Annotated in this window: 25 protein-coding genes; 8 read left to right on the forward strand and 17 right to left on the reverse strand. The window is 45.3% G+C overall.

What is annotated here, in order from left to right; translation table 11 throughout:
- Positions 1-61: 61 nt before the first annotated feature.
- From Q4592_RS09660 to Q4592_RS21805, 3 genes are read left to right on the forward strand one after another with little or no spacing between them, the layout of a single operon-like run.
- Positions 62-742: a hypothetical protein gene (locus Q4592_RS09660; protein WP_303512290.1), complete on the forward strand. Its 681-nt coding sequence runs from the start codon at positions 62-64 to the stop codon at positions 740-742.
- Entirely contained in the window at positions 729-1,145 is a 417-nt protein-coding gene (locus Q4592_RS09665; protein WP_303512292.1) for a peptide deformylase, read from the forward strand. The genes Q4592_RS09660 and Q4592_RS09665 overlap by 14 nt, the downstream gene beginning before the upstream one ends.
- A 19-nt stretch (positions 1,146-1,164) precedes the next feature.
- Positions 1,165-1,275, forward strand: a complete 111-nt coding sequence (locus tag Q4592_RS21805) for a hypothetical protein (protein WP_368509298.1) — start codon at positions 1,165-1,167, stop codon at positions 1,273-1,275.
- Here the strand turns inward: Q4592_RS21805 and Q4592_RS09670 are convergent.
- Both Q4592_RS09670 and Q4592_RS09675 read right to left on the reverse strand, forming a co-directional pair.
- On the reverse strand, positions 1,262-1,456 hold the full coding sequence (locus tag Q4592_RS09670; RefSeq protein WP_137674205.1) for a DUF4250 domain-containing protein: 195 nt from the start codon (positions 1,454-1,456) through the stop codon (positions 1,262-1,264). The two genes, Q4592_RS21805 and Q4592_RS09670, sit on opposite strands and share 14 nt — an antisense overlap.
- An 11-nt stretch (positions 1,457-1,467) precedes the next feature.
- The gene (locus tag Q4592_RS09675) at positions 1,468-1,656 is read right to left on the reverse strand and encodes a DUF2061 domain-containing protein (protein WP_303512294.1); all 189 of its coding nucleotides are present in this window, start codon (positions 1,654-1,656) and stop codon (positions 1,468-1,470) included.
- A gap of 201 nt (positions 1,657-1,857) precedes the next feature.
- On the opposite strand from Q4592_RS09675, the gene Q4592_RS09680 reads away from it, so the two are divergent.
- Complete coding sequence (locus Q4592_RS09680; protein ID WP_303512295.1) at positions 1,858-4,227, forward strand: fatty acid cis/trans isomerase; 2,370 nt, start codon at positions 1,858-1,860, stop codon at positions 4,225-4,227.
- A gap of 69 nt (positions 4,228-4,296) precedes the next feature.
- Here Q4592_RS09680 and Q4592_RS09685 read toward each other — a convergent pair whose 3' ends face one another.
- Both Q4592_RS09685 and Q4592_RS09690 read right to left on the reverse strand, forming a co-directional pair.
- Positions 4,297-6,246, reverse strand: coding sequence for a methyl-accepting chemotaxis protein (locus tag Q4592_RS09685; RefSeq protein ID WP_303512297.1), 1,950 nt, complete (start codon positions 6,244-6,246; stop codon positions 4,297-4,299).
- 117 nt (positions 6,247-6,363) lie between these two features.
- On the reverse strand, positions 6,364-7,245 hold the full coding sequence (locus Q4592_RS09690) for an AEC family transporter (protein ID WP_303512299.1): 882 nt from the start codon (positions 7,243-7,245) through the stop codon (positions 6,364-6,366).
- Between the two features lie 145 nt (positions 7,246-7,390).
- Here Q4592_RS09690 and Q4592_RS09695 point away from each other — a divergent pair, with 145 nt between their 5' ends.
- Complete coding sequence (locus tag Q4592_RS09695) at positions 7,391-7,996, forward strand: DUF4115 domain-containing protein (RefSeq protein WP_303512302.1); 606 nt, start codon at positions 7,391-7,393, stop codon at positions 7,994-7,996.
- A 55-nt stretch (positions 7,997-8,051) separates the two neighbouring features.
- On the opposite strand, the gene Q4592_RS09700 is transcribed toward Q4592_RS09695, so the two are convergent.
- The 6 genes from Q4592_RS09700 to Q4592_RS09725 all read right to left on the reverse strand — a co-directional run bounded on the left by Q4592_RS09700 (position 8,052) and on the right by Q4592_RS09725 (position 12,023).
- Entirely contained in the window at positions 8,052-8,324 is a 273-nt protein-coding gene (locus Q4592_RS09700) for an oxidative damage protection protein (RefSeq protein ID WP_137674200.1), read from the reverse strand.
- 48 nt (positions 8,325-8,372) lie between these two features.
- Complete coding sequence (gene mutY, locus Q4592_RS09705; protein ID WP_303512307.1) at positions 8,373-9,431, reverse strand: A/G-specific adenine glycosylase; 1,059 nt, start codon at positions 9,429-9,431, stop codon at positions 8,373-8,375.
- Between the two features lie 9 nt (positions 9,432-9,440).
- The gene (locus Q4592_RS09710) at positions 9,441-9,908 is read right to left on the reverse strand and encodes an Lrp/AsnC family transcriptional regulator (protein WP_137674198.1); all 468 of its coding nucleotides are present in this window, start codon (positions 9,906-9,908) and stop codon (positions 9,441-9,443) included.
- 82 nt (positions 9,909-9,990) lie between these two features.
- A complete protein-coding gene (locus Q4592_RS09715) occupies positions 9,991-10,914 on the reverse strand; it encodes a Gfo/Idh/MocA family oxidoreductase (protein WP_303512308.1) in 924 nt (307 codons plus the stop codon).
- An 11-nt stretch (positions 10,915-10,925) separates the two neighbouring features.
- Positions 10,926-11,417, reverse strand: coding sequence for a cupin domain-containing protein (locus Q4592_RS09720; RefSeq protein WP_303512310.1), 492 nt, complete (start codon positions 11,415-11,417; stop codon positions 10,926-10,928).
- Between the two features lie 69 nt (positions 11,418-11,486).
- Positions 11,487-12,023 carry a type II secretion system protein gene (locus tag Q4592_RS09725; RefSeq protein ID WP_303512312.1) on the reverse strand — a complete coding sequence of 179 codons (537 nt, stop codon included), beginning with the start codon at positions 12,021-12,023 and terminating at the stop codon, positions 11,487-11,489.
- A 78-nt stretch (positions 12,024-12,101) separates the two neighbouring features.
- On the opposite strand from Q4592_RS09725, the gene Q4592_RS09730 reads away from it, so the two are divergent.
- Both Q4592_RS09730 and trmB read left to right on the forward strand, forming a co-directional pair.
- A complete protein-coding gene (locus Q4592_RS09730; protein ID WP_303512314.1) occupies positions 12,102-12,410 on the forward strand; it encodes a DUF1272 domain-containing protein in 309 nt (102 codons plus the stop codon).
- 112 nt (positions 12,411-12,522) lie between these two features.
- Complete coding sequence (gene trmB / locus Q4592_RS09735) at positions 12,523-13,257, forward strand: tRNA (guanosine(46)-N7)-methyltransferase TrmB (RefSeq protein WP_303512316.1); 735 nt, start codon at positions 12,523-12,525, stop codon at positions 13,255-13,257.
- Between the two features lie 8 nt (positions 13,258-13,265).
- Here trmB and hemW read toward each other — a convergent pair whose 3' ends face one another.
- The 7 genes from hemW to Q4592_RS09770 form a co-directional block, all read right to left on the reverse strand.
- On the reverse strand, positions 13,266-14,414 hold the full coding sequence (gene hemW, locus Q4592_RS09740; RefSeq protein ID WP_303512319.1) for a radical SAM family heme chaperone HemW: 1,149 nt from the start codon (positions 14,412-14,414) through the stop codon (positions 13,266-13,268).
- On the reverse strand, positions 14,408-15,007 hold the full coding sequence (gene rdgB, locus Q4592_RS09745; RefSeq protein ID WP_303512321.1) for an RdgB/HAM1 family non-canonical purine NTP pyrophosphatase: 600 nt from the start codon (positions 15,005-15,007) through the stop codon (positions 14,408-14,410). Before rdgB ends, hemW begins: the two co-directional genes overlap by 7 nt.
- A gap of 101 nt (positions 15,008-15,108) precedes the next feature.
- A complete protein-coding gene (locus tag Q4592_RS09750; RefSeq protein ID WP_303512324.1) occupies positions 15,109-15,543 on the reverse strand; it encodes a DUF4426 domain-containing protein in 435 nt (144 codons plus the stop codon).
- Positions 15,544-15,601: 58 nt separating this feature from the next.
- Complete coding sequence (gene yggU / locus Q4592_RS09755) at positions 15,602-15,892, reverse strand: DUF167 family protein YggU (RefSeq protein ID WP_303512326.1); 291 nt, start codon at positions 15,890-15,892, stop codon at positions 15,602-15,604.
- A complete protein-coding gene (locus Q4592_RS09760) occupies positions 15,893-16,438 on the reverse strand; it encodes a YggT family protein (protein ID WP_303512327.1) in 546 nt (181 codons plus the stop codon).
- A 17-nt stretch (positions 16,439-16,455) separates the two neighbouring features.
- On the reverse strand, positions 16,456-17,277 hold the full coding sequence (gene proC / locus Q4592_RS09765) for a pyrroline-5-carboxylate reductase (RefSeq protein WP_303512329.1): 822 nt from the start codon (positions 17,275-17,277) through the stop codon (positions 16,456-16,458).
- Between the two features lie 24 nt (positions 17,278-17,301).
- Positions 17,302-18,000 carry a YggS family pyridoxal phosphate-dependent enzyme gene (locus Q4592_RS09770; RefSeq protein ID WP_303512332.1) on the reverse strand — a complete coding sequence of 233 codons (699 nt, stop codon included), beginning with the start codon at positions 17,998-18,000 and terminating at the stop codon, positions 17,302-17,304.
- Between the two features lie 25 nt (positions 18,001-18,025).
- Between Q4592_RS09770 and Q4592_RS09775 the strand changes: the two genes are divergently transcribed.
- Complete coding sequence (locus tag Q4592_RS09775) at positions 18,026-19,060, forward strand: type IV pilus twitching motility protein PilT (RefSeq protein WP_137674185.1); 1,035 nt, start codon at positions 18,026-18,028, stop codon at positions 19,058-19,060.
- Positions 19,061-19,064: the final 4 nt, after the last annotated feature.

Consider the following 19,064-nt stretch of genomic DNA (forward strand, 5'->3'; position numbering starts at 1 on the left):
CGTAAATAGGTTTAAGAGGTGGTTTTGTATTTAACGCAAGGGAAATGGTTAAAGGAGTACCATGGCAGTTAGTGGTTTGTGGGATTGGTTAGCCGATAGTGTTCATTTCTACCGTCGGCACTTTATGGCTATTGCCTTAATGGTGTTGCCTTTTGCAATCCCCTTCGCGGCAATTCAAAGTATGTATGTACAGAACTTACCCGAAGAATCGGCGGTTAATTATTGGATGTTTGTTGGCTTGGGTTTGTTAATGCAGCCAATCTACCAAGGCGCAATCATTCTTTATATGCGCAGCCACATTAAGCAACAGCCGTGGTCGATTAGTCGTTGCTTTGAAGCAGCTTTGAGCATCTGGCCCAGTTTATTTTTAGTGATTGCCATGACTTTTAGCTTAGTGATGTTAGGGCTAAGTTTTTTTGTTTTGCCGGGCATTGTTATCGCCAGCCGTTTAATTGTGGCCGATTTGCACTGCGTATTACATAGAACTACACCGCTACAAGCGATTAGCGCCAGTTGGAAACAAACCGAAGAATATAAGTGGCCACTATTAGCTGGTGTGATTATTGTGGCTGGGGTCACTATGATTCCTGTATGGGGCGTTCATCGTTGGTTGTTGGCGCAGCAAGCCAGTGAACTACTGGTGTTTAGTAACCGAGTGCTAGGACAAATACTTGAAGCATTCTTTCTAGTATTTGCTTATCGGGCTTATAGTGCGATGAACAGTGAGAGTGAGGCCAGCTAACATCAGCATTCAGCCTTTAACACTAGCGACTTACCCAGATCCTGTGCTTAAACAAGTGGCTGGCGCTGTGCACTTTCCCTTAAGTGAGCAAGAACTGGCATGGATAGAACGTTTACGTTTTACCATGTTAGAAGCTCAAGGTGTAGGTATAGCCGCGCCGCAAGCAGGAAAGTCGTGGCAGTTAATGATAGTGGCTAGTAAGGCAAATCAGCGTTATCCGGATGCCCCAAACCTGCCGGCCTTTGAAATTTGTAACCCTAAGATTGTCGCGTATAGCGAACAGCAAGAGCTTGGCTGGGAGGGGTGCTTAAGTGTGCCAGGTAAGCGAGCGAAGATTGCTCGGGCTAGCGAAATTATGCTGCGTTATCAAAACGTGCAAGGTGAGTATTTAGAAGCGCTATAGTGGTTTTGTTGCTAGGATCATTCAACACGAGTATGACCACTTACAAGGTATTTGTATTGTTGAACGGGTACCTGATGCGGCGTGCCTTATCTCTGAACAAGACTACCAGCAACAGTTTATGCCGCAGTAAATTGCTGGTTTGCTTGTAAGGTATAACCTGCAAGTGCCAAGCGCTGTACTAATTGGTTTTGGTTGAGCTCGTAAAAATGGCATAACTCCTCAAAGCTCGAAAAGTCATTTCTCACCTGCATGTTAATAATGCTCAGTAAGATATTAATATCCATTGTTTGTACACGGTTTTGGTCTAACATTTATCCGCTCCTTAATGTTGAGGAGTAGGGCCTAACCCCCATTTTACCCAAGCTTTTTCATGGAAGAAGTAGGCCACGCTGTTCACTGCTGGCTCTACAATAGCCACTAAACCACCAATCATAATATCGCCAGTTAATAACCAAGTGACCAAAAAAGCGATGCTAAAGTGCATGCTGGCAAAAGTCATTGTTTTAATCATTTGTCTGTCCTCTCTTTAATCTACATCTAAATGATAATCATTATCATTTGGTGGTTCAAGTAGTTTTTGATGTTTTTTTAATCTTTGTTGAAACGCTACTTTGGTGAAGTGTAAAGCCAGGCTAAAAAATCATGAGTTGATGTATACTTAAGGCATTGTAAGTAGCGTAAGATGTCGCGCTAACTTGATCAGGGAAGAGCTATGTTTCGACGTTTTAGTGTTTTTTGGCTCCTGCTGTTAATTGCAGGCTGTTCTACCATTATTGTTAATCAATTCGACCAGCGCTTTGGCGAAGCCTCTGTGCAACCCCGCGTGTTTTCTGAAAATTATCCTCCAGCCGCTGAGTTTTTGAGTGAGGTTAAACCGATCCTCGATCAACGCTGCGTTATGTGCCATGCCTGTTACGACGCGCCCTGCCAGTTAAAACTAACCTCAGCTGCTGGCATCGACCGGGGTGTTACTACTGCTCGCGTTTATCATGGAAGCCGGGTTACTGCTGCGCCAACAACACGTTTATATACCGATGCTAAATCTACTCAAATGTGGCGTCAAAAAGGGTTTAATCCGGTATTAAATGAACGGGTTCAAACTGAAGAGGCAAACCTTGAAGCGGGCGTAATGTATCAAGCGTTAAAACAAAAGCGCAACTACGTAGATCCCGGTGACGAGATCCTCGACCCCGAAGCGTTTGACTTCGCATTGGATAGAGCCCAGCAATGTGTAGGCATTGAAGGTTACGCTAAGGTGCAAGCATCTCACCCTGAGTGGGGCATGCCTTACGGCTTGCCCGAGATAAGCGATGAGGAGTTCGATACACTCACCGCTTGGTTAGCTAGTGGTGCTCCAATGGCTGATGATTTAAGCGCCCATAACAAACTAATGGATAAGGTTGAACAATGGGAAGCCTTGTTAAATGGCGATTCAAAAAAACAACGCCTGATGGCTCGTTATATTTACGAGCATTTGTTTATTACCCACCTTTATTTTGCTGAAGATCCAAATACTCGCCCGGCCTTTTTTAAGCTAGTTCGCTCGCGTACCGCGCCGGGCAATCCTATTGATCAAATTGCTACTCGCAGACCTTATGATGATCCAAAAGTTGAGCGAGTTTATTACCGCCTTGCGCCAGAACGTGAAAGCATAGTGGTAAAAACACATATTCCTTACCGTTTAGATCAGGCTCGCGCCGAGCGTTGGAAAAACTGGTTTTTGGGTGATGATACCGTGGTGAATGAGCTGCCAGGTTATGAACCTAAAGTGGCTGGCAATCCATTTGTGGCCTTTCAGGATCTCACCGTTAATGGCCGTTACCGCTTTATGTTAGACGATGCGGAAACCTTCATTATGGGCTTTATGAAAGGCCCAGTATGTAGAGGGCAAGTCGCGCTCAATGTGATTCAAGATCACTTTTGGGTGTACTTTGCTAATCCAGATAATCGCTATGAACAGCAACAAGCAAAGTTTTTGGTAGAGCAGAGTGAACACTTGCGCATGCCTTCTGTAGAGCAAAGTAATGTACTGCCAATTAGTACTTGGATTAGCTATTCCAAACGTCACCGTAAATACATTGAGGCCAGTATTGAGGAAGCGCAAAACTGGTTAAATAAAGACGATAGCCTATTGAACTTAGATTTACTTTGGGATGGTGATGGTGACAACCCCAACGCGGCATTAACTATATTTCGTCATTTTGACAGTGCCAGCGTACTTAAAGGCACTGTGGGTAAACAACCTAAAACAGCATGGGTAATTGATTATTCCTTGTTTGAGCGTATTCATTATTTATTGGTGGCTGGCTTTGACCCTTATGGCAATTTAGGTCATCAGTTAGTTACGCGCTTGTATATGGACTTTTTACGTATGGAAGGCGAGGGTAGCTTTACTTCCTTGTTACCCGCCGAAGTGCGTTACGACGAACTACGCAGCTGGTATGTGGGAGCCGATAAACAAATTGTTGATTTTGTAGAGTCTCGTCCACAAGAAGCATTTTTTAAAAGCGCAGTTGAATACCAAGATGACTTACCCTATAAACAGCAACTGTTTGATATGCTGGATGAAAAGCTAGCGTCGGCATTACCTAAGAAACATGATATTACCTTCCCTAAGTTTTCTCGTGAAATCAGCGACTTTGCGCTTCAGATAGATGCTTGGAAAGGAGGGGCGGTTAAACTGTTACCGCAGGTGGTGTTTATTCAAGTGGATGAACCAAGTAAAACTGAACCCGAGTATTTCACCTTATTGCGACATAATGCGCATACCAACATCTCTAGTTTATTTTTAGAAGACGATAATCGTATCCCAGACCAAGATCATGTTTCTTTGTTACCCGGTTTAGTGGGGGCTTATCCTGGCGCATTTTGGCAGGTACAGAAATCTGAACTTAAACGCTTGCAGCAGCAACTTGTGCATGTGAATGACGAAGCTTCATATCAAGCCTTTATGAAGCGCTATGGTATTCGCAGAACAAGCCAAGAGTTCTGGCCATTTAGCGACCGTTTGCATCAAGCATACCTGCAAGCGGAGCCGCTTGAGTCTGGAATATTGGATTACAGCCGTTTAGAAAATCGCTAAGCCAGACGTGCGATAGAAACAGAAAAAGCCCAAGCAAGTTTGCTTGGGCTTTTTTGTATTAGAGAGTGACTAACTAGTTTTAAAGCGTGAGACCATTTCCTGTAGGCTACCGGCCAGGGAGTTTAAGGTGGTCGCGCTATCTTCAAGCTCTTGTGATACTTGATTAGCTTGACTAGAGCCGTCGTGAATATCAGTGATGTTACGATTAATTTCCTCGGCGACTAAATGCTGCTCTTCTGCCGAAGCTGCAATCTGGGTAGCCATATCCCGTATAGTGAGTACCGACTGCAAAATAGCCTCAAATACCGTACTGGTTTGATTAGTGGCCGTAACTGAAGTTGATGAATGCTCAATGCTGCTCGACAGCTTAGAGGCAACATTAGCGGTTTGTTGGCGTAGGTTACTTAGTAGTTTATCGATTTCTTCGGTGGACTCAGCGGTACGTCCAGCTAAAGTACGAACTTCATCGGCGACTACAGCAAAGCCACGGCCTTGTTCACCAGCACGCGCCGCTTCAATAGCTGCGTTGAGCGCCAGTAAGTTGGTTTGTTCAGCTATCCCGCGAATGGTATCCAGAATGACCGTAATATTGGCCGATTCTTGTGACAGTTCATCCATAGCCTGATTTGATTCGTTTAAGGTTGTTTCGAGCTGCCCAACGGCCAATACCGTATCTTGAATCAACTGATGACCTTCTTCCACTTGCTGTTGGCTATCATCGGCGCTGGTGGCTGCTTGGCTGCAGTTTGAGGCCACTTCGTTAGAGGTGGCCACCATTTCATGAAAAGCGGTGGATACTTGCTCTACGGCGGCTAATTGTCCTTCGGCAATTTGTTTCATGGTGCTAGACAGTTCGCTGGCATGAGCCGCTGAATTATCTACTTGCTCACTATTGCCTTTGATACTAGCCACTAAGGCGTTTATTGACTCAACAAAGCGGTTAAAGGCATCGGCCATCTGTCCCGATTCATCATTGGAGTGGATATTAAGGCGCTGGGTTAAGTCGCCTTCACCTGAGGCTATACCCTCTAGGCCTTCGGTAATGGTTATCATTGGTTTGGTAATGACATTCATCAAGGTGAACCCAATCGCAATAAAGACCAGCACCATCAAAATAGCCACGCCCATAATTAAGGTAATTAAGGAGTTGGCTTGTTGGTAAACCTCGCTGGCGGGCATAAAGCCAATAAAGCGCCAATTGAGGTCGGGAGATAAATACACGTTGGCTAACCAAGTTTCACCATCTTTTTCAATAGTGTGCAAACCGGGAGGCGAGTCTTTAATGGCTTGGTAGCTGGTTACATCGTTAATGTCTTGGAATAGATTATCTTCGCTGGAGGGGTCGGCCAATATGGTATTGGAGTCCTCAATCATGATGATGTAGCCCTGTTCGCCAAATTTAATCTTCTTAATCAAGTCGGTGAGTTTGTTTAGCGTCACGTCTACACCAATGGTACCAAAGGCGCCATTTTTCCCTTCAAAACGAACCATGTAATCAACTAAAGGTGTTTTGCTGACTAGGTCTTGATAAGCAGGAATACGAACCGGCGTAGTAGAGTTGATGGAAAGCGGATACCAAGGGCGCACACGAGGATCATAGTCAGCAGAGTTTTTGCCGAGTGGCCATTGGATATAGCCACCGTGGTCCATGGCTAAATATACGTAGGCTAAGTCTGGGCGAGCTTCACCAAACTCGCGCATGAAATGAAACGCTGTTTGTTCAACGCCACCGCTTTTATCGGGGGTCATAGGTTTACTTGCTTTGCCCATATAGGTGGTAACAGAATGATCTAACTGACGGATGGTATAGGAGTTGGCAAGAAACTTAGCATCTTCGGCCAAGCCATTGAGGTAGATTGAAAAAGTGGTGTCGATATGCCCTAGTTCCGCGGTACTTCGTTGTTCAAAACTGAGTTCGGCATTACTTCTAACGTTCCATACAGTAATGATTGAGATGACTAAAACCGGAAAAACTACACCAGCGAGTAACAGCAACAAAAACTTTGTTCTTATTTTCATTTGTTAATCCATTAATCGAGTTTGTATAGATAAATATAGTTAAATTAAACGGCATTACTAAATGAGGATTGTGCTTTGTTTAAATGGCAAGGGAGTTTTAGAAGACTAAGCATTGGCTTAAGCTGCAGGTAATACCCAGAATAATGTTAAGGGAATAAAAAACAGGCTGGCGATGTTTCCTAACATCACAATAGAGGCCACGCGTTGTGGCTCTACCTGATATTGCTCAGCAACAATAAAGTTGAGTACTGCTGGTGGCAGCGCAGAAAACAAAATCAAACAAGACTGCTGTAGCGGTGTTAGCGGTAATATCATTATGGCAATACCCGCACATATCAAGCCACTAAGCGGGCAAGCTACAGCGCCTAATAAGCCAATTTTCCAGTCTTTTAAATCCACGTCAATCAATCTCACACCTAGGGTAAACAACATAAGTGGTACTGATATTTGACCGAGCAGATCGATTGGAGTAGCAATGATGGCGGGTAAAGATAATTCTAAACCGCCCCAAATGAGGCCTGCTATAGCAGCAATAATCACCGGAATTTTTAGGGTAGAAAGCAGCTTGGCTTGGGAGTCGATAAAATACAGCCCCACCGAGAAGTGCAATACCATTTCTACCACAAACAGGATCACTGCAATGGGCATGGCGGCTTCACCAAAGGCCAAAATAATCAGCGGTAGTCCAAGGTTACCGGCATTGTTGAACATCATTGGTGGTAGAAAGGTGCGCGCTTTAAGTTTAAAAATTTTGATTAGCGGCCATAAAATAAGCCCTGAACCTAATACCACCCAAATGGATGCCAGCAGTAATTCACTGTAATCGCTTAGTTCAAGTTGAGTGTTCGCCAATACCGAAAAGATTAATGCAGGGCAGAATATTTCCATATTCATGCGATTTGCAGCACTAATGTCGGGGCGATGTTTACGCCCGTAAAGCAGTCCTAGCATCACAATAATTACAAGTGGAGCAACAATACTTAATATTTGCCAAGCCACGGCGTTTACCCCGAATAAAAAAACTAGCTTAGCAGAAACGCATTGATAAGCTCATTAGCAAATAGTGGCAGAGGGCGATTTTAGCTTGCTTCTCCGCCTCGGCAGCGACTAAGCTCAAAACAGTTTATTTGCCGAAGAGCGAGTTATGCAAAGTCGATTAACAGTGCTTACCTTATTTAGCCTAATGTGTTTAGCTGGCAATACTCAGCTAGCAGCTGAAGATGAGTTTGATATGGACATGGAGATGGAAATGGATTTCCCCGAGCCGGACTTTCCTGAACCTGAACCATTGCCAGCCCCCGAACCAGATTTACCTGTGGCGGAGGTATTGCCCGAAATAGATGACCCTGAAGTCGAACTTCCGATTGCTCCGCCGCCTGAAGAGGTGATTCCACCTGAAGAAATATTGCCGCCGATCATTGTGCTACCGCCACCTATTTATTGGCTAGACGACCCGTGGGACTATTGGTATCCACATGATTACCCGCGTCACTATTACCGCCCTGCGTCAATCAGTGTAAGGGTAGATGGCGAGGTAAAAATACGCATTGTAGACAGTGAAAAACACACCTTAGTGGATGCTACTCTAAAAGAGGGAGTCTATCAGCAGTGGCAAGGGCAAGCGCCGTTTGCGGTCACAGTAAGCGACCCGACTCAAATTCGAATGACTTACCAGGGGAAAGATGTTGATTTGAATGCTTATCAAGCAGCAAAAAGTGCTTATTTTCAAGTGCCGCCTAATAGCAGGTAATCTATTTTAAAAAACAGAGCCAAAGCTCTGTTTTTTAATGCGGAATTAGCATGGGCTATTTGCTTGGCGGGGTGTAGCCTTCAATGTCTACTTCGCCGTCTTCAAATAAGTATTTCACCATTTCAGCCTGAAGCAACTCACGATCGTCTTGATTCATCAAGTTGAGCTTTTTTTCGTTAATGAACATGGTTTGTTTCTTTTGCCACTCAGTCCACGCTTCTTTGCTGATGTTATCAAACACGCGCTTACCGACGTCACCAGGAATCAGTTGGAAATCTAAGCCATCGGCTTCTTTCTTTAAACGTTGGCAAAATACTGTTCTAGCCATAATTATCCCTTATTACATGCGCTGCTGTGTTGTACTGCAGGCTTAAATTTAAAGTGCGTGTTGCGCTATTTTTAGCAGCTTTTCGGTTACGGCTGCTAAGCCAACTTTTGGCGGGTTTTGCATGTTATACCAAAGTTGTTGATTGTCTGCCATGACTTGTAGTGGCGGCGCTTCACTTAGCTCAACCAATGCTGGCTGAATATCCAAATGGTAGTGGCTAAAGGTGTGGCGAAGTGGTTCTAGCTCGTAAATCGCATCGGCACTTAATTGCTGTGCCTCTAACCATTGACTAATGCTGTCTTCTAGCGCTATTTCTGGAAAGCAGTACAAACCGCCCCATAAACCCTGCATGGGGCGTTGAAACAGCAAGTATTCATGTTGCCAGTGCAGTATTAACATTTGCACTGGCTTTTCTGGCAGTACCTTTTTAGGTTTTTTCCCTGGAAAGTCGCCTTGGCGCTGAGTGGCTAGTGCCACACAGTCTTCTGCCACAGGGCAAAGCTCGCATTTGGGTTTTGAGCGAGTACAAATCATCGCGCCTAAATCCATCATTGCTTGGTTGTAAGCAGTGGTTTGCTGAGCAGGAGTGTTTGCTTCGGCAAGTTCCCAAAGTTGGTTTTCTACGGGCTTTTTACCGGGCCAGCCAGCGATGGCCTGATGACGGGCTAATACCCGCTTTACATTACCATCGAGTATGGCGTGGTGCTGACCAAGAGAAAGTGACAACACCGCACCCGCGGTAGAGCGGCCAATACCTGGCAGCGCTATGACTTGCTCAATGTCTTCTGGAAACTGCCCCTGGTATTGGTCGGCAATCACTTTGGCTGCTTTATGTAGGTTACGGGCGCGAGCGTAATAACCTAAGCCTGTCCAAAGGTGCAGCACTTCATCAGTATCTGCTGCTGCTAAGTGAGTGACATTAGGAAAGCGCTGCATAAAGCGTTCGAAATAAGGTATTACCGTAGCCACTTGGGTTTGCTGCAACATAATTTCCGACAGCCACACTTTGTAAGGTGTTTTGTCTTGTTGCCAAGGCAGATGTTTACGGCCAGCGCGGTGGTACCAGTCCACCACTCGAGTGGGAAATGCTTGAATTGTATTACTCATAACGTCGGGCTAGCTTAAATAATGTGTGGGCAAAGAAGTGGTGGATTTCATGACTTCCATTGAAAAGGCAGAGCTGACATCGGTAAAGGCTAAACGCTCAATCAGTTGTTTATACACTTTGTCGTAGTCGTTAATGCTGGGCACTACGACTTGAAGCAAATAGTCGATGCTGCCACTCATGCGATGGGCTTCAATGATTTCAGGAATGTCTTGTACCGCTTGGTTAAACTGCGCTAACCAAGAGGGATCGTGCTGCGAAGTGCGAACACTAACAAACACCGTGACACCTAGATTGAGCTTGTTTCTGTCGAGTAGAGCCACTTTATGGCGAATAAACCCAGCTTGCTCTAGTTTTTGCACGCGGCGCCAGCAAGGTGTGGCCGATAAGCCTACACGCTCGGCAATCTCGTTGAGCGCAATACTCACGTCTCGTTGCAGCAAATCGAGTATTAACTTGTCTTTACTATCGAGTTTCATTTTTTAACGATTGCCCAAATCAAGAAAAGTGATTCTATTTTTACGTGCTTTACGCTAATTAACAACCGCTATCTTTGTGTGGCTACTTGTCACCGAATAAGGCTTGTTCTAACCACAGTGCTTTGCTGGCATCAAATCCCCCGTGCTCAATAAAATCGGCGTGAGAGATGTTACCCCTAAATTGGTCAATCATCTTTTGGCTGGAGCGTTGATTAGCCTCAATCCAGCAGTCTTGTGGGCTATATTCACCTTGGTTTTGCGTTTGTTGATTCAGCATTATCGGCGAAAACCGCCAAGGTTTACCCGGCACATATTCACCGTTCAGCGATAAGCTATCCTGACCAATAGTGATGTCTATTTGATGAAAAATGCCAGCAGGTCCACCTAAGCTAAAATCCACATCGATGAGGTGTTTACCAGCTTGCAGTTGTAATTTCAGCCTTTGGCCGTCCACTGTTTTTTTCTGTTGAGAAGGTTTACCAAAACGGTGTAATAGCCAAGATAAAGGATGGCTAGTGGTTTCTAAAAACCACTGCTCTAAGGTAAAGTTGAGGGGCAGGTTAACCTGTGAGTTCAAGCGCACATGGGCTGGCTGAGAATAGCCACTAAGCAATGAATCAAGCTGTTTAGCGCTGGCTAGTTGGCTAAAGGCATAATTCACCCAAAGCCGCTGCGGCCAAGTAAAGTTGTTATCTACTTGGCTTAAACCCAGTAGTGGTTTTTCACAAATAATCGCACTGTCTTTAAAGTGTTGAATAACCTGTTGGTGGCTTAGCGCTGGTGTGGCAATTAGCACCAAGTCTACAGCGGGTACGTGCTGAATGTGGTTGCAGGCATGTGCAATATTGTGTTGCTGGGCAACTCGCTGAGCTTTTGCCAGATCCAAATCGACAAGGCTAACGACTTTTAGGCCACGTTGTTTGAGTGCATCAACATGCACCATACCCCAGTTACTGCCAATTATTGCCGCGGTATTAATGGTGTTGTTTAGCGGGTTTTTTAACACAGCAATATGCTCTAGGCGCTGACTTTAGCGGCAACAACAATAAAGCGAGCACCATCTTCACCGGCTTGCACAAAATGGCTTTGGCCTGGGTGAATGCAGTGTGAGTCACCAGCCTTTAAGTGCTGGGTTTGCTGTTGCTCCCCGTCGACTACAGTGATCTGAAGTTCGCCACTCAGCAGGTAATACAGTTCTTCGGTGTGTGTATGCTGATGTAGTCCGATGCTAGCGTTTGCTTCTAAGCTTGAGTCCATCACCAGTTCAATGCCGCTATCCAGAATACCTTCGGCTTTATCTGGCTCTTCGCTATAAATCCAAGTGCCGTCTAATCGGCCTTTACCCTGCATGCCTTGTGGTGCGTTGTGGTTTAAATGAGCGGGTTGGTAAACCACGGTGGCCATGTGTTCTGCTTGCTTAAAACTGTGTCCGTTACCGAGATAAAGTGGGTCGTCGCCACCATGAAATTGCTGTTCTTTAAACAAGCGCGCTGTTGGCTTTGATTTCATGATGTGTCCTTTAATGTATTCAAGCTTAGTGTAATAGATATCAGTGGGATGATGAAGCTGCGGTTTGCTTTAACAATCACTGGTTTTTACCGTTACGCTAGGTCCGCTACCATTTTCTTGATTGGTATAAAGCACATGACAATTAAAGAACACACTCTTACTTGCTAAGTCTTCAGAAAAGAAAATATAGATATGATTAAACGCGGTGGATTTATCTATAAAAAAGGGGGCAGCATCGTTGTTAGCGGTAATGGTGGTTAGTGCTACAGAGTTGATGCTGAGCCAAGCCTGTACTTGTCGATTCAGCTCTTCAAAGCTGTCTGTTCCCTCGACGGCAGGATGACCATTGTAAATCGGTAAAGGCGTGCCAAGGTAGTTGATTTGCTGATTACCAGTGGCTTTATTTTCCAGTGCTGCCTCAGTGTAAACCAGTCTCAGGCCTTCTTGCATAGAGCCGCCGATGGTGTTGAGTACTGCAGCTTTGCCATCGGTTTTCAGGTTGATAAGTTTAGGCACTGCCACCACCGCAATAATGGCAAGAATCACAATCACCATCACTAGTTCAATCAGGGTGAAGCCAAATTGCTGTTGCCTAAAACTTGCCATCAATAGTGTTTTATCCAATATGTTTATAAAGCCGTTTCTTGTTCTATTATAGATACTCAATAACGAATAGGAGTGACTATGCTGGAATTACGTCCGTGCTGTGAGTGTTGTGAAGTACCATTACCTGCCGATGCTAGCAACGCAATGATTTGCTCTTTTGAGTGCACTTTTTGTGTGGAATGCGTGGAGACCCACTTAGATAATGTTTGCCCCAATTGCGGCGGTGGTTTTACTGCGCGGCCTATTCGGCCTAAGCACGATTGGGTAAACGGCAATTGTGTCACTAATTATCCCGCTAGCAGAGAGCGGGTCGTTAAGCCGGTAGACCCGCTTGTTCAGCAGGCCTTAGTCACGCGCTTGGCGGGTAAATTACCTGAACAACGCTAGGAAAATCTTAAGGACCCGCGCGTGCAAAGCTTGCACAACTGCGAGATCTTTGGATAATGCCAGCCCTGTTCTACATTTAGAATGTCACTGTAATATCTAGTCTGGAAATATCATGAGCGAGCAAGACCAAAATCCAACTCCTGAGGCACCTCAAGAGCAAGTAGAAGACAAACGTTTACGTAAGATTCGTAGCTTTGTTAAACGCGAAGGCCGTTTAACCAAACGCCAAGAGAATGCGCTAAGCGAGTTTTGGCCTACATTAGGCTTGGATCATCAGGCAAGCAACTATTCGCTTGAAGCAGTATTTGGTCGCAACGCTAAAACGGTACTAGAAATTGGCTTTGGTATGGGCGCATCGTTAGTTGAAATGGCTAAAAACGCACCAGACACCAACTTTATTGGCATTGAAGTGCACCGCCCTGGCGTAGGCGCTTGTATGGCCGACGCCATTGACGCTGAGATTAAAAATCTGCGTGTATTTGAACACGACGCCGTAGAAATATTGAATGATAGTATTGCTGATAACAGCCTCGATACTGTGCAATTGTTCTTCCCAGATCCGTGGCATAAATCTCGCCATCATAAACGCCGTATTGTGCAATTAGAGTTTGTAGAAGTGCTGCGCAAAAAGCTAAAAGTTGGCGGTGTGTTCCACATGGCGACCGATTGGGAAAACTATGCAGAGCATATGTTGGAAGTGATGCAAGCGGCTCCAGGTTATAAAAACACCTCAGAAACCAATGATTACGTGCCACGCCCAGAATGGCGCCCATTAACCAAGTTTGAAAACCGCGGCCACCGTTTAGGCCACGGAGTATGGGACTTAATCTTCGCTAGAGAAGCCTAAGCTAATCCTTAATCGGTAAAGCAATTGAGAAGGTCGTTTAGAAATAAACGGCCTTTTTTTGTCACTATCCAATAGTGCTCATTTTCTTCCAATAAGCTTTGCTGCTTGGCATCGCTTATTGAAGATTCAAGCGTATCCAGCCCTAAGCCCGTTAGGTTTTCAAATTCGGCCTTAGGAATATCTTCAAACAAACGTAAACGATTTAAAAAGTACTCAAAGGCTAAGTCGCTAGGCTCCACTGCCCATTGCTTAAACAAAAAATCGCGGTCTTGTTCCAGGTAGCCTTTAGGGTGTTTTACTTTTTCGGTTCTAAGTAAACGCTGGCCAGTTAAGTCGCTTAGTTTGCCATGAGCGCCACAGCCTATGCCGAGGTAATCGCCAAAGCGCCAGTAATTGAGGTTGTGTTGCGAGCGGTCGTCATCGCGGCAATACGCCGATACTTCGTATTGATTAAAACCCGCTTGCTGTAATTGCAGGTGGCCTTGTTCATAAATATCCCAGAGTAAATCTTCATTAGGCAACTTAGGCGGGCGTGAAGCAAAAGCGGTGTTGGCTTCAATGGTAAGTTGATACCAAGACAAATGGCTTGGGCCAAGGGCAAAAGCTTGCTGTAGGTCTTGCATGGCTTGCTCAAGCGTTTGATTAGGTAAGCCATGCATTAAATCTAGGTTAATCCGTTTAAAGCCCGCTTGCTGGGCAAACTCAAAGGCACGAATCGCTTCATCACCGTTATGGATGCGGCCTAGTTTGTCTAAGTGTTGTTGCTGAAAACTTTGTACACCAATTGATAAGCGATTGACGCCAGCTTGAAAATAGCCAGCAAAACGATCGGCTTCTGCGGTGCCAGGGTTAGCTTCCATGGTGACTTCAGTGTTAGGGCTGAGCACTAAGCGCTGCTTTACACCATTAAGTAAATCACTAATTGCTTGAGCGGAAAGCAAACTAGGAGTGCCACCGCCAATAAAAATACTGTGTAATTCTCGCCCTTGCATGGCAGGGAAGCGTTGTAAATCTTGGTCTAAATCAGCCAGCAAGGCTTGAATGTACTCTTTCTCGGGCAGGTTTTGCTTTAAGCCGTGGGAATTAAAATCGCAATAGGGGCATTTTTGCACGCACCAAGGCACGTGCACATACAAACTTAGCGCAGGGCTTAGCATGCTTCTATTTCCATTTGCGTAAGCAACTGGCGTAATGCCTTGCCGCGATGGCTTAAGGCATTTTTATCTGCTTTACTAATTTGCGCAGAAGTCGCTTGGTGTTGCTCAACCCAAAACACAGGGTCATAGCCAAACCCGCCAGCACCATGAATATCTGTGGTAATTGTGCCACGCCATTTGCCATGACAAATTAGCGGGGCAGGGTCTTCAGCATGGCGTAGATACACCAATACACAATGAAACTCAGCGCCGCGTTGGTCGCCAGGCACGTCTTTCAATGCTTCAAGCAGTTTAAGCACATTATCGTGGTCGTTTGCACTCGCGCCTGCATAGCGAGAAGAGTACAAGCCTGGCGCACCATTTAGATAATCTACGGCTAACCCTGAGTCATCAGCAATGGCTGCAAGGCCAGTGATTTTGGCTGCATGACGGGCTTTGATGATGGCATTTTCTACAAAGGTAGTGCCGGTTTCGTCTGCGTCTTCAACTGCAAATTCACTTTGGGCAATAATCTGTTTTTGCAGTGGTTTGAGTAGCTCAGAGAGCTCGGCAACTTTGCCGGGGTTACCGGTGGCCAGTACAACTTTTTGCATGAAGGTTCCTATAAAGTAGTGATGCTTGAAGAATGGAGATTGGGGCTTAAAACCATTCGCCCTAATGATAACCTTAGGGCGAAACCTAGCCAGACAAACGTTTAGTCAACGTAAAACTTTTGCTGAAACTCGAGGGTTTGCTGGCGTTTCCCATCATCTACAATCACTTTAAAGCGAAAGGTTTCTTCATTACTGTGGCGCAATTCGGCGATGTAATACACCGATTCACCTTCGCGAATTTCTTTAAATTCTAGATTGGTTTGATTGCCAATTAAGTTGCGCGCTGTGCCTGATATTTTTACGGCGACTGGCTTTTTATCGGCCGATTTACCATCCAATACCGTAATGTTGATTAGGCCGTTATAGCGGCTGCGTTGCAGGCCATATACTTTGGCGACTTCTGCGGGAATAAAAGTCGAATTAAATGCCACGTAATGGACTTCGTAATCACCCAATACTGCCTTTTGTTCCGCGCGGCTAGGCAGGGTAAACAACATCAAACTTGAGATTAAGCTTATTAATAAAAACTTACTCATAATGGCAACCTTTTAAACAAATATGGTTTTAGTATAGAAAGAATGTAGCTAACAAAAGTTACATCAACTTGGCAATTATCTCGGGAATAATAGTGGGATTGCTTACGCTCACCGTTTTATGTCTCCCTAGTTCGCCCCGTATAATGCTCACTTGAGACTTAGCGACTTTGCATTGCTTGGCCAAATACTTGGCGAGGTGCTGATTAGCTTTACCATCAATGGGTGGGGCGGTAATGGCAATTTTTAACTCTTCGCCATGTAAACCTACAATGGCATCTCGGCTGGCCTTGGGTTGCACGTAAACCTGCAAAAGCAGGCTTACGTCATCATAACTAACCGGGCTGGCCAATTATAAAGAGCTCCAAAACGGTACCCAACCAGCAATCAGCAAGTTAAGAAAGTTAAGCCCAATAAACAACACTAATACTGATAAATCTAAACCACCAATCGATGGAAGAATTCGGCGAATTGGCGACAGTAGCGGTTCGGTTAACTGGCCTAATACATATTCAACCGGGCTTCTACCTTGGCTTACCCAGCTTAAAATAGCGCGCAGTAATAATACCCAGAATAGCAGCATACCGGCTTCTTTTAAGGTGCTGAATAACGCTAGAATGGCTACCGCAGTGATTTCAAATCCACCACGAAGTTGCATCAAAATCGCCCATTTAGCAAAAGAGATCACTAAGGCTAAAAATACTGCTGCCCAATCTACTCCGGCAAAACCGGGAATGATTCGACGCAATGGCACTACCACAGGGTTAGTAACTTTAACCACAAATTGGCTGAGTGGGTTGTAGAAATCGGCACGAGCCAATTGCAGCCATACACGTAACAACACCACCATTAAGTAGAGGTTGAATACAACTTCAATTAAGTAACTAGACGCTTGCATAGGATCCTCTGATTAAATTAAAACAAACTTTCCATTTCACGACCGCGTTCTACCGCAGCGTTCATGGCGTTGGCAACCACTTCTCGTAAACCTTGTTCTTCAAAAATTCGAACCGCCTCGGCAGTGGTACCACCTTTAGAAGTAACATTGGCCCGAAGTGTCGCTAAATCAAGGTCTGGGTTTGCTGCAACCAGTTCGGCACTGCCTAAGGCTGATTGTTGCACTATGGTTCTGGCTTGCTCTGGGCTAAAGCCAAGTTGCTCAGCATGCTGTTGCATAGCTTCCATAAACATGAAGAAATAGGCAGGTGCACTACCTGCAGCAGCAATAATGTGGTTAATGTCGTCTTCTTGTTTCACCCAGCAGGTTTCGCCTACCGCTTGCATTAGCTGTTCTGCTGCGGCGATTTGCTCAGCACTTACGTCGCCAGGGGCGTATAAACCGGTCATGCCGCGGCCAACTAAAGCGGGAGTATTAGGCATGGTGCGAACAACGGCTACTTGCTCACCTAACAAACCTTTTAAGCGTTGTACGCTAATACCAGCGGCAATTGATACAAATAGCTTACTGCTTAGGTCTATACCTAAGTCGGCGATGGCCTGACAAACAACTGCCATAAGCTGCGGTTTAACCGCTAACACAATAACATCACTTTGGTTTATGGCTTGGCCATTATCACCGGTAACATTTACAGAAAACTGCTGCTGAAGCTTTTGCTGTTGTTCAACATTGGGATCGCTAGCGGTAATGTCGCCAGCATCTGCGCCGTTGGCAATTAGGCCGCCAATTAAACTGCTGGCCATGTTACCGCCACCAATAAACGCAATTCGAGCTGTCATGTTGTATTCCTTTATTCGTAAAAGTTAGCTTCGTTGGCCAAAGATAGCACTGCCGACCCGCACCATGGTGCTGCCGTTATTGATGGCTAGCTGCATATCGCCGCTCATCCCCATGGAAAGGGTATCGACACTAGCATACTGGCTTTGCAATTCAGCATATTTTTGGGCCATTGCGGCAAATTGTTGCGCAAGCTCTTGGCCTTGATTCAAATTTTGTGGAATGGCCATTAAGCCGCGCAAACACAGCTGTGGCTGTTGCGATATGTGTGCAGCCAAATGATTAACATCTTCTAGGCTCACTCCTGATTTGGCTTGCTCTCCGCTAATATTAACTTGAATACATATTTGTAGCGGTGCCATGTTGCTAGGGCGTTGAGCAGCTAGGCGGTCGGCGATTTTGGCGCGATCTAGTGTTTGCATCCAATCGAAATGTTCTGCGACCAAGCGGGTTTTATTGGATTGTAAGGGACCAATAAAATGCCATTCAATGGGATCGTTTAGCCACGCTTGTTGCTGGCTAAGGTTTATTTTGTCCACGCCTTCTTGCACGTAGTTCTCGCCAAACTTGCGCTGGCCGGCTTGATAAGCGGCAGCAATGTCACTCAAAGGCTTGGTTTTACTAACGGCTAATAAATCAACAGCATCACTGGGGCGATGTGCTTGAGCTAACGCTTGCTGAATTTCGTGGTTAACAAATTGAAGTGCTTGGGTAATACTGCTCATAGTCTCACATTGAGGAAACAATTAAATGGATGTTACTGAATTACTGGCCTTTAGTGTAAAACATAACGCGTCGGATCTACACCTATCTGCTGAATTACCACCAATGATTCGAGTTGATGGCGAAGTGCGTAAAATTAATATGCCAGCATTAGAGCATAAACAAGTACACAGCTTGATTTATGACATTATGAACGACAAGCAGCGTAAAGAGTACGAAGAAAACTTAGAGATCGATTTCTCGTTTGAAGTGCCAAGTGTTGCTCGCTTCAGGGTAAATGCTTTTCAACAAAGCCGCGGTGCAGCAGCAGTGTTTCGTACCATTCCCTCGGAAGTATTGAATCTAGACCAATTGGGCGCGCCTGCTATCTTTCGCCAAATTGCAGATCACCCTCGTGGTTTAGTTTTGGTCACCGGCCCTACTGGTTCGGGTAAATCAACGACCTTGGCGGCGATGATTGATTATGTGAATGAGCAACGCCACGAGCATATTTTGACGATTGAAGACCCTATCGAATTTGTACACAAAAACAAAAACTGTTTGATTAACCAGCGTGAAGTTCACCGTGATACGCACAGCTTTAACAACGCCTTACGTTCGGCGCTGCGTGAAGATCCCGATATTATTCTGGTGGGTGAATTACGTGATTTGGAAACCATTCGCTTAGCGCTTACCGCGGCCGAAACCGGTCACTTAGTATTTGGCACCCTACACACTACCTCAGCCGCTAAAACCATTGACCGTGTGATTGATGTATTCCCAGCGGCTGAAAAAGACATGGTTCGTTCAATGCTGTCTGAATCATTACGTGCGGTAATTGCGCAAACCCTGCTTAAAAAACTAGGTGGCGGCCGTGTTGCAGCCCATGAAATTATGATTGGTATACCAGCCATTCGTAACTTGATTCGAGAAGATAAAGTGGCGCAAATGTACTCGGTAATTCAAACCGGTATGGCACATGGCATGCAAACCCTTGATCAAAACCTTAAAGAGTTAGTGAACCAAGGCATGGTGTCATATGAAGACGCTAAGCTTAAAGCAGCTGACGCAAATAACTTTTAGGAGT

Source organism: Agarivorans sp. 1_MG-2023, assembly GCF_030548385.1.
In the GTDB taxonomy this organism is placed as follows: domain Bacteria; phylum Pseudomonadota; class Gammaproteobacteria; order Enterobacterales; family Celerinatantimonadaceae; genus Agarivorans.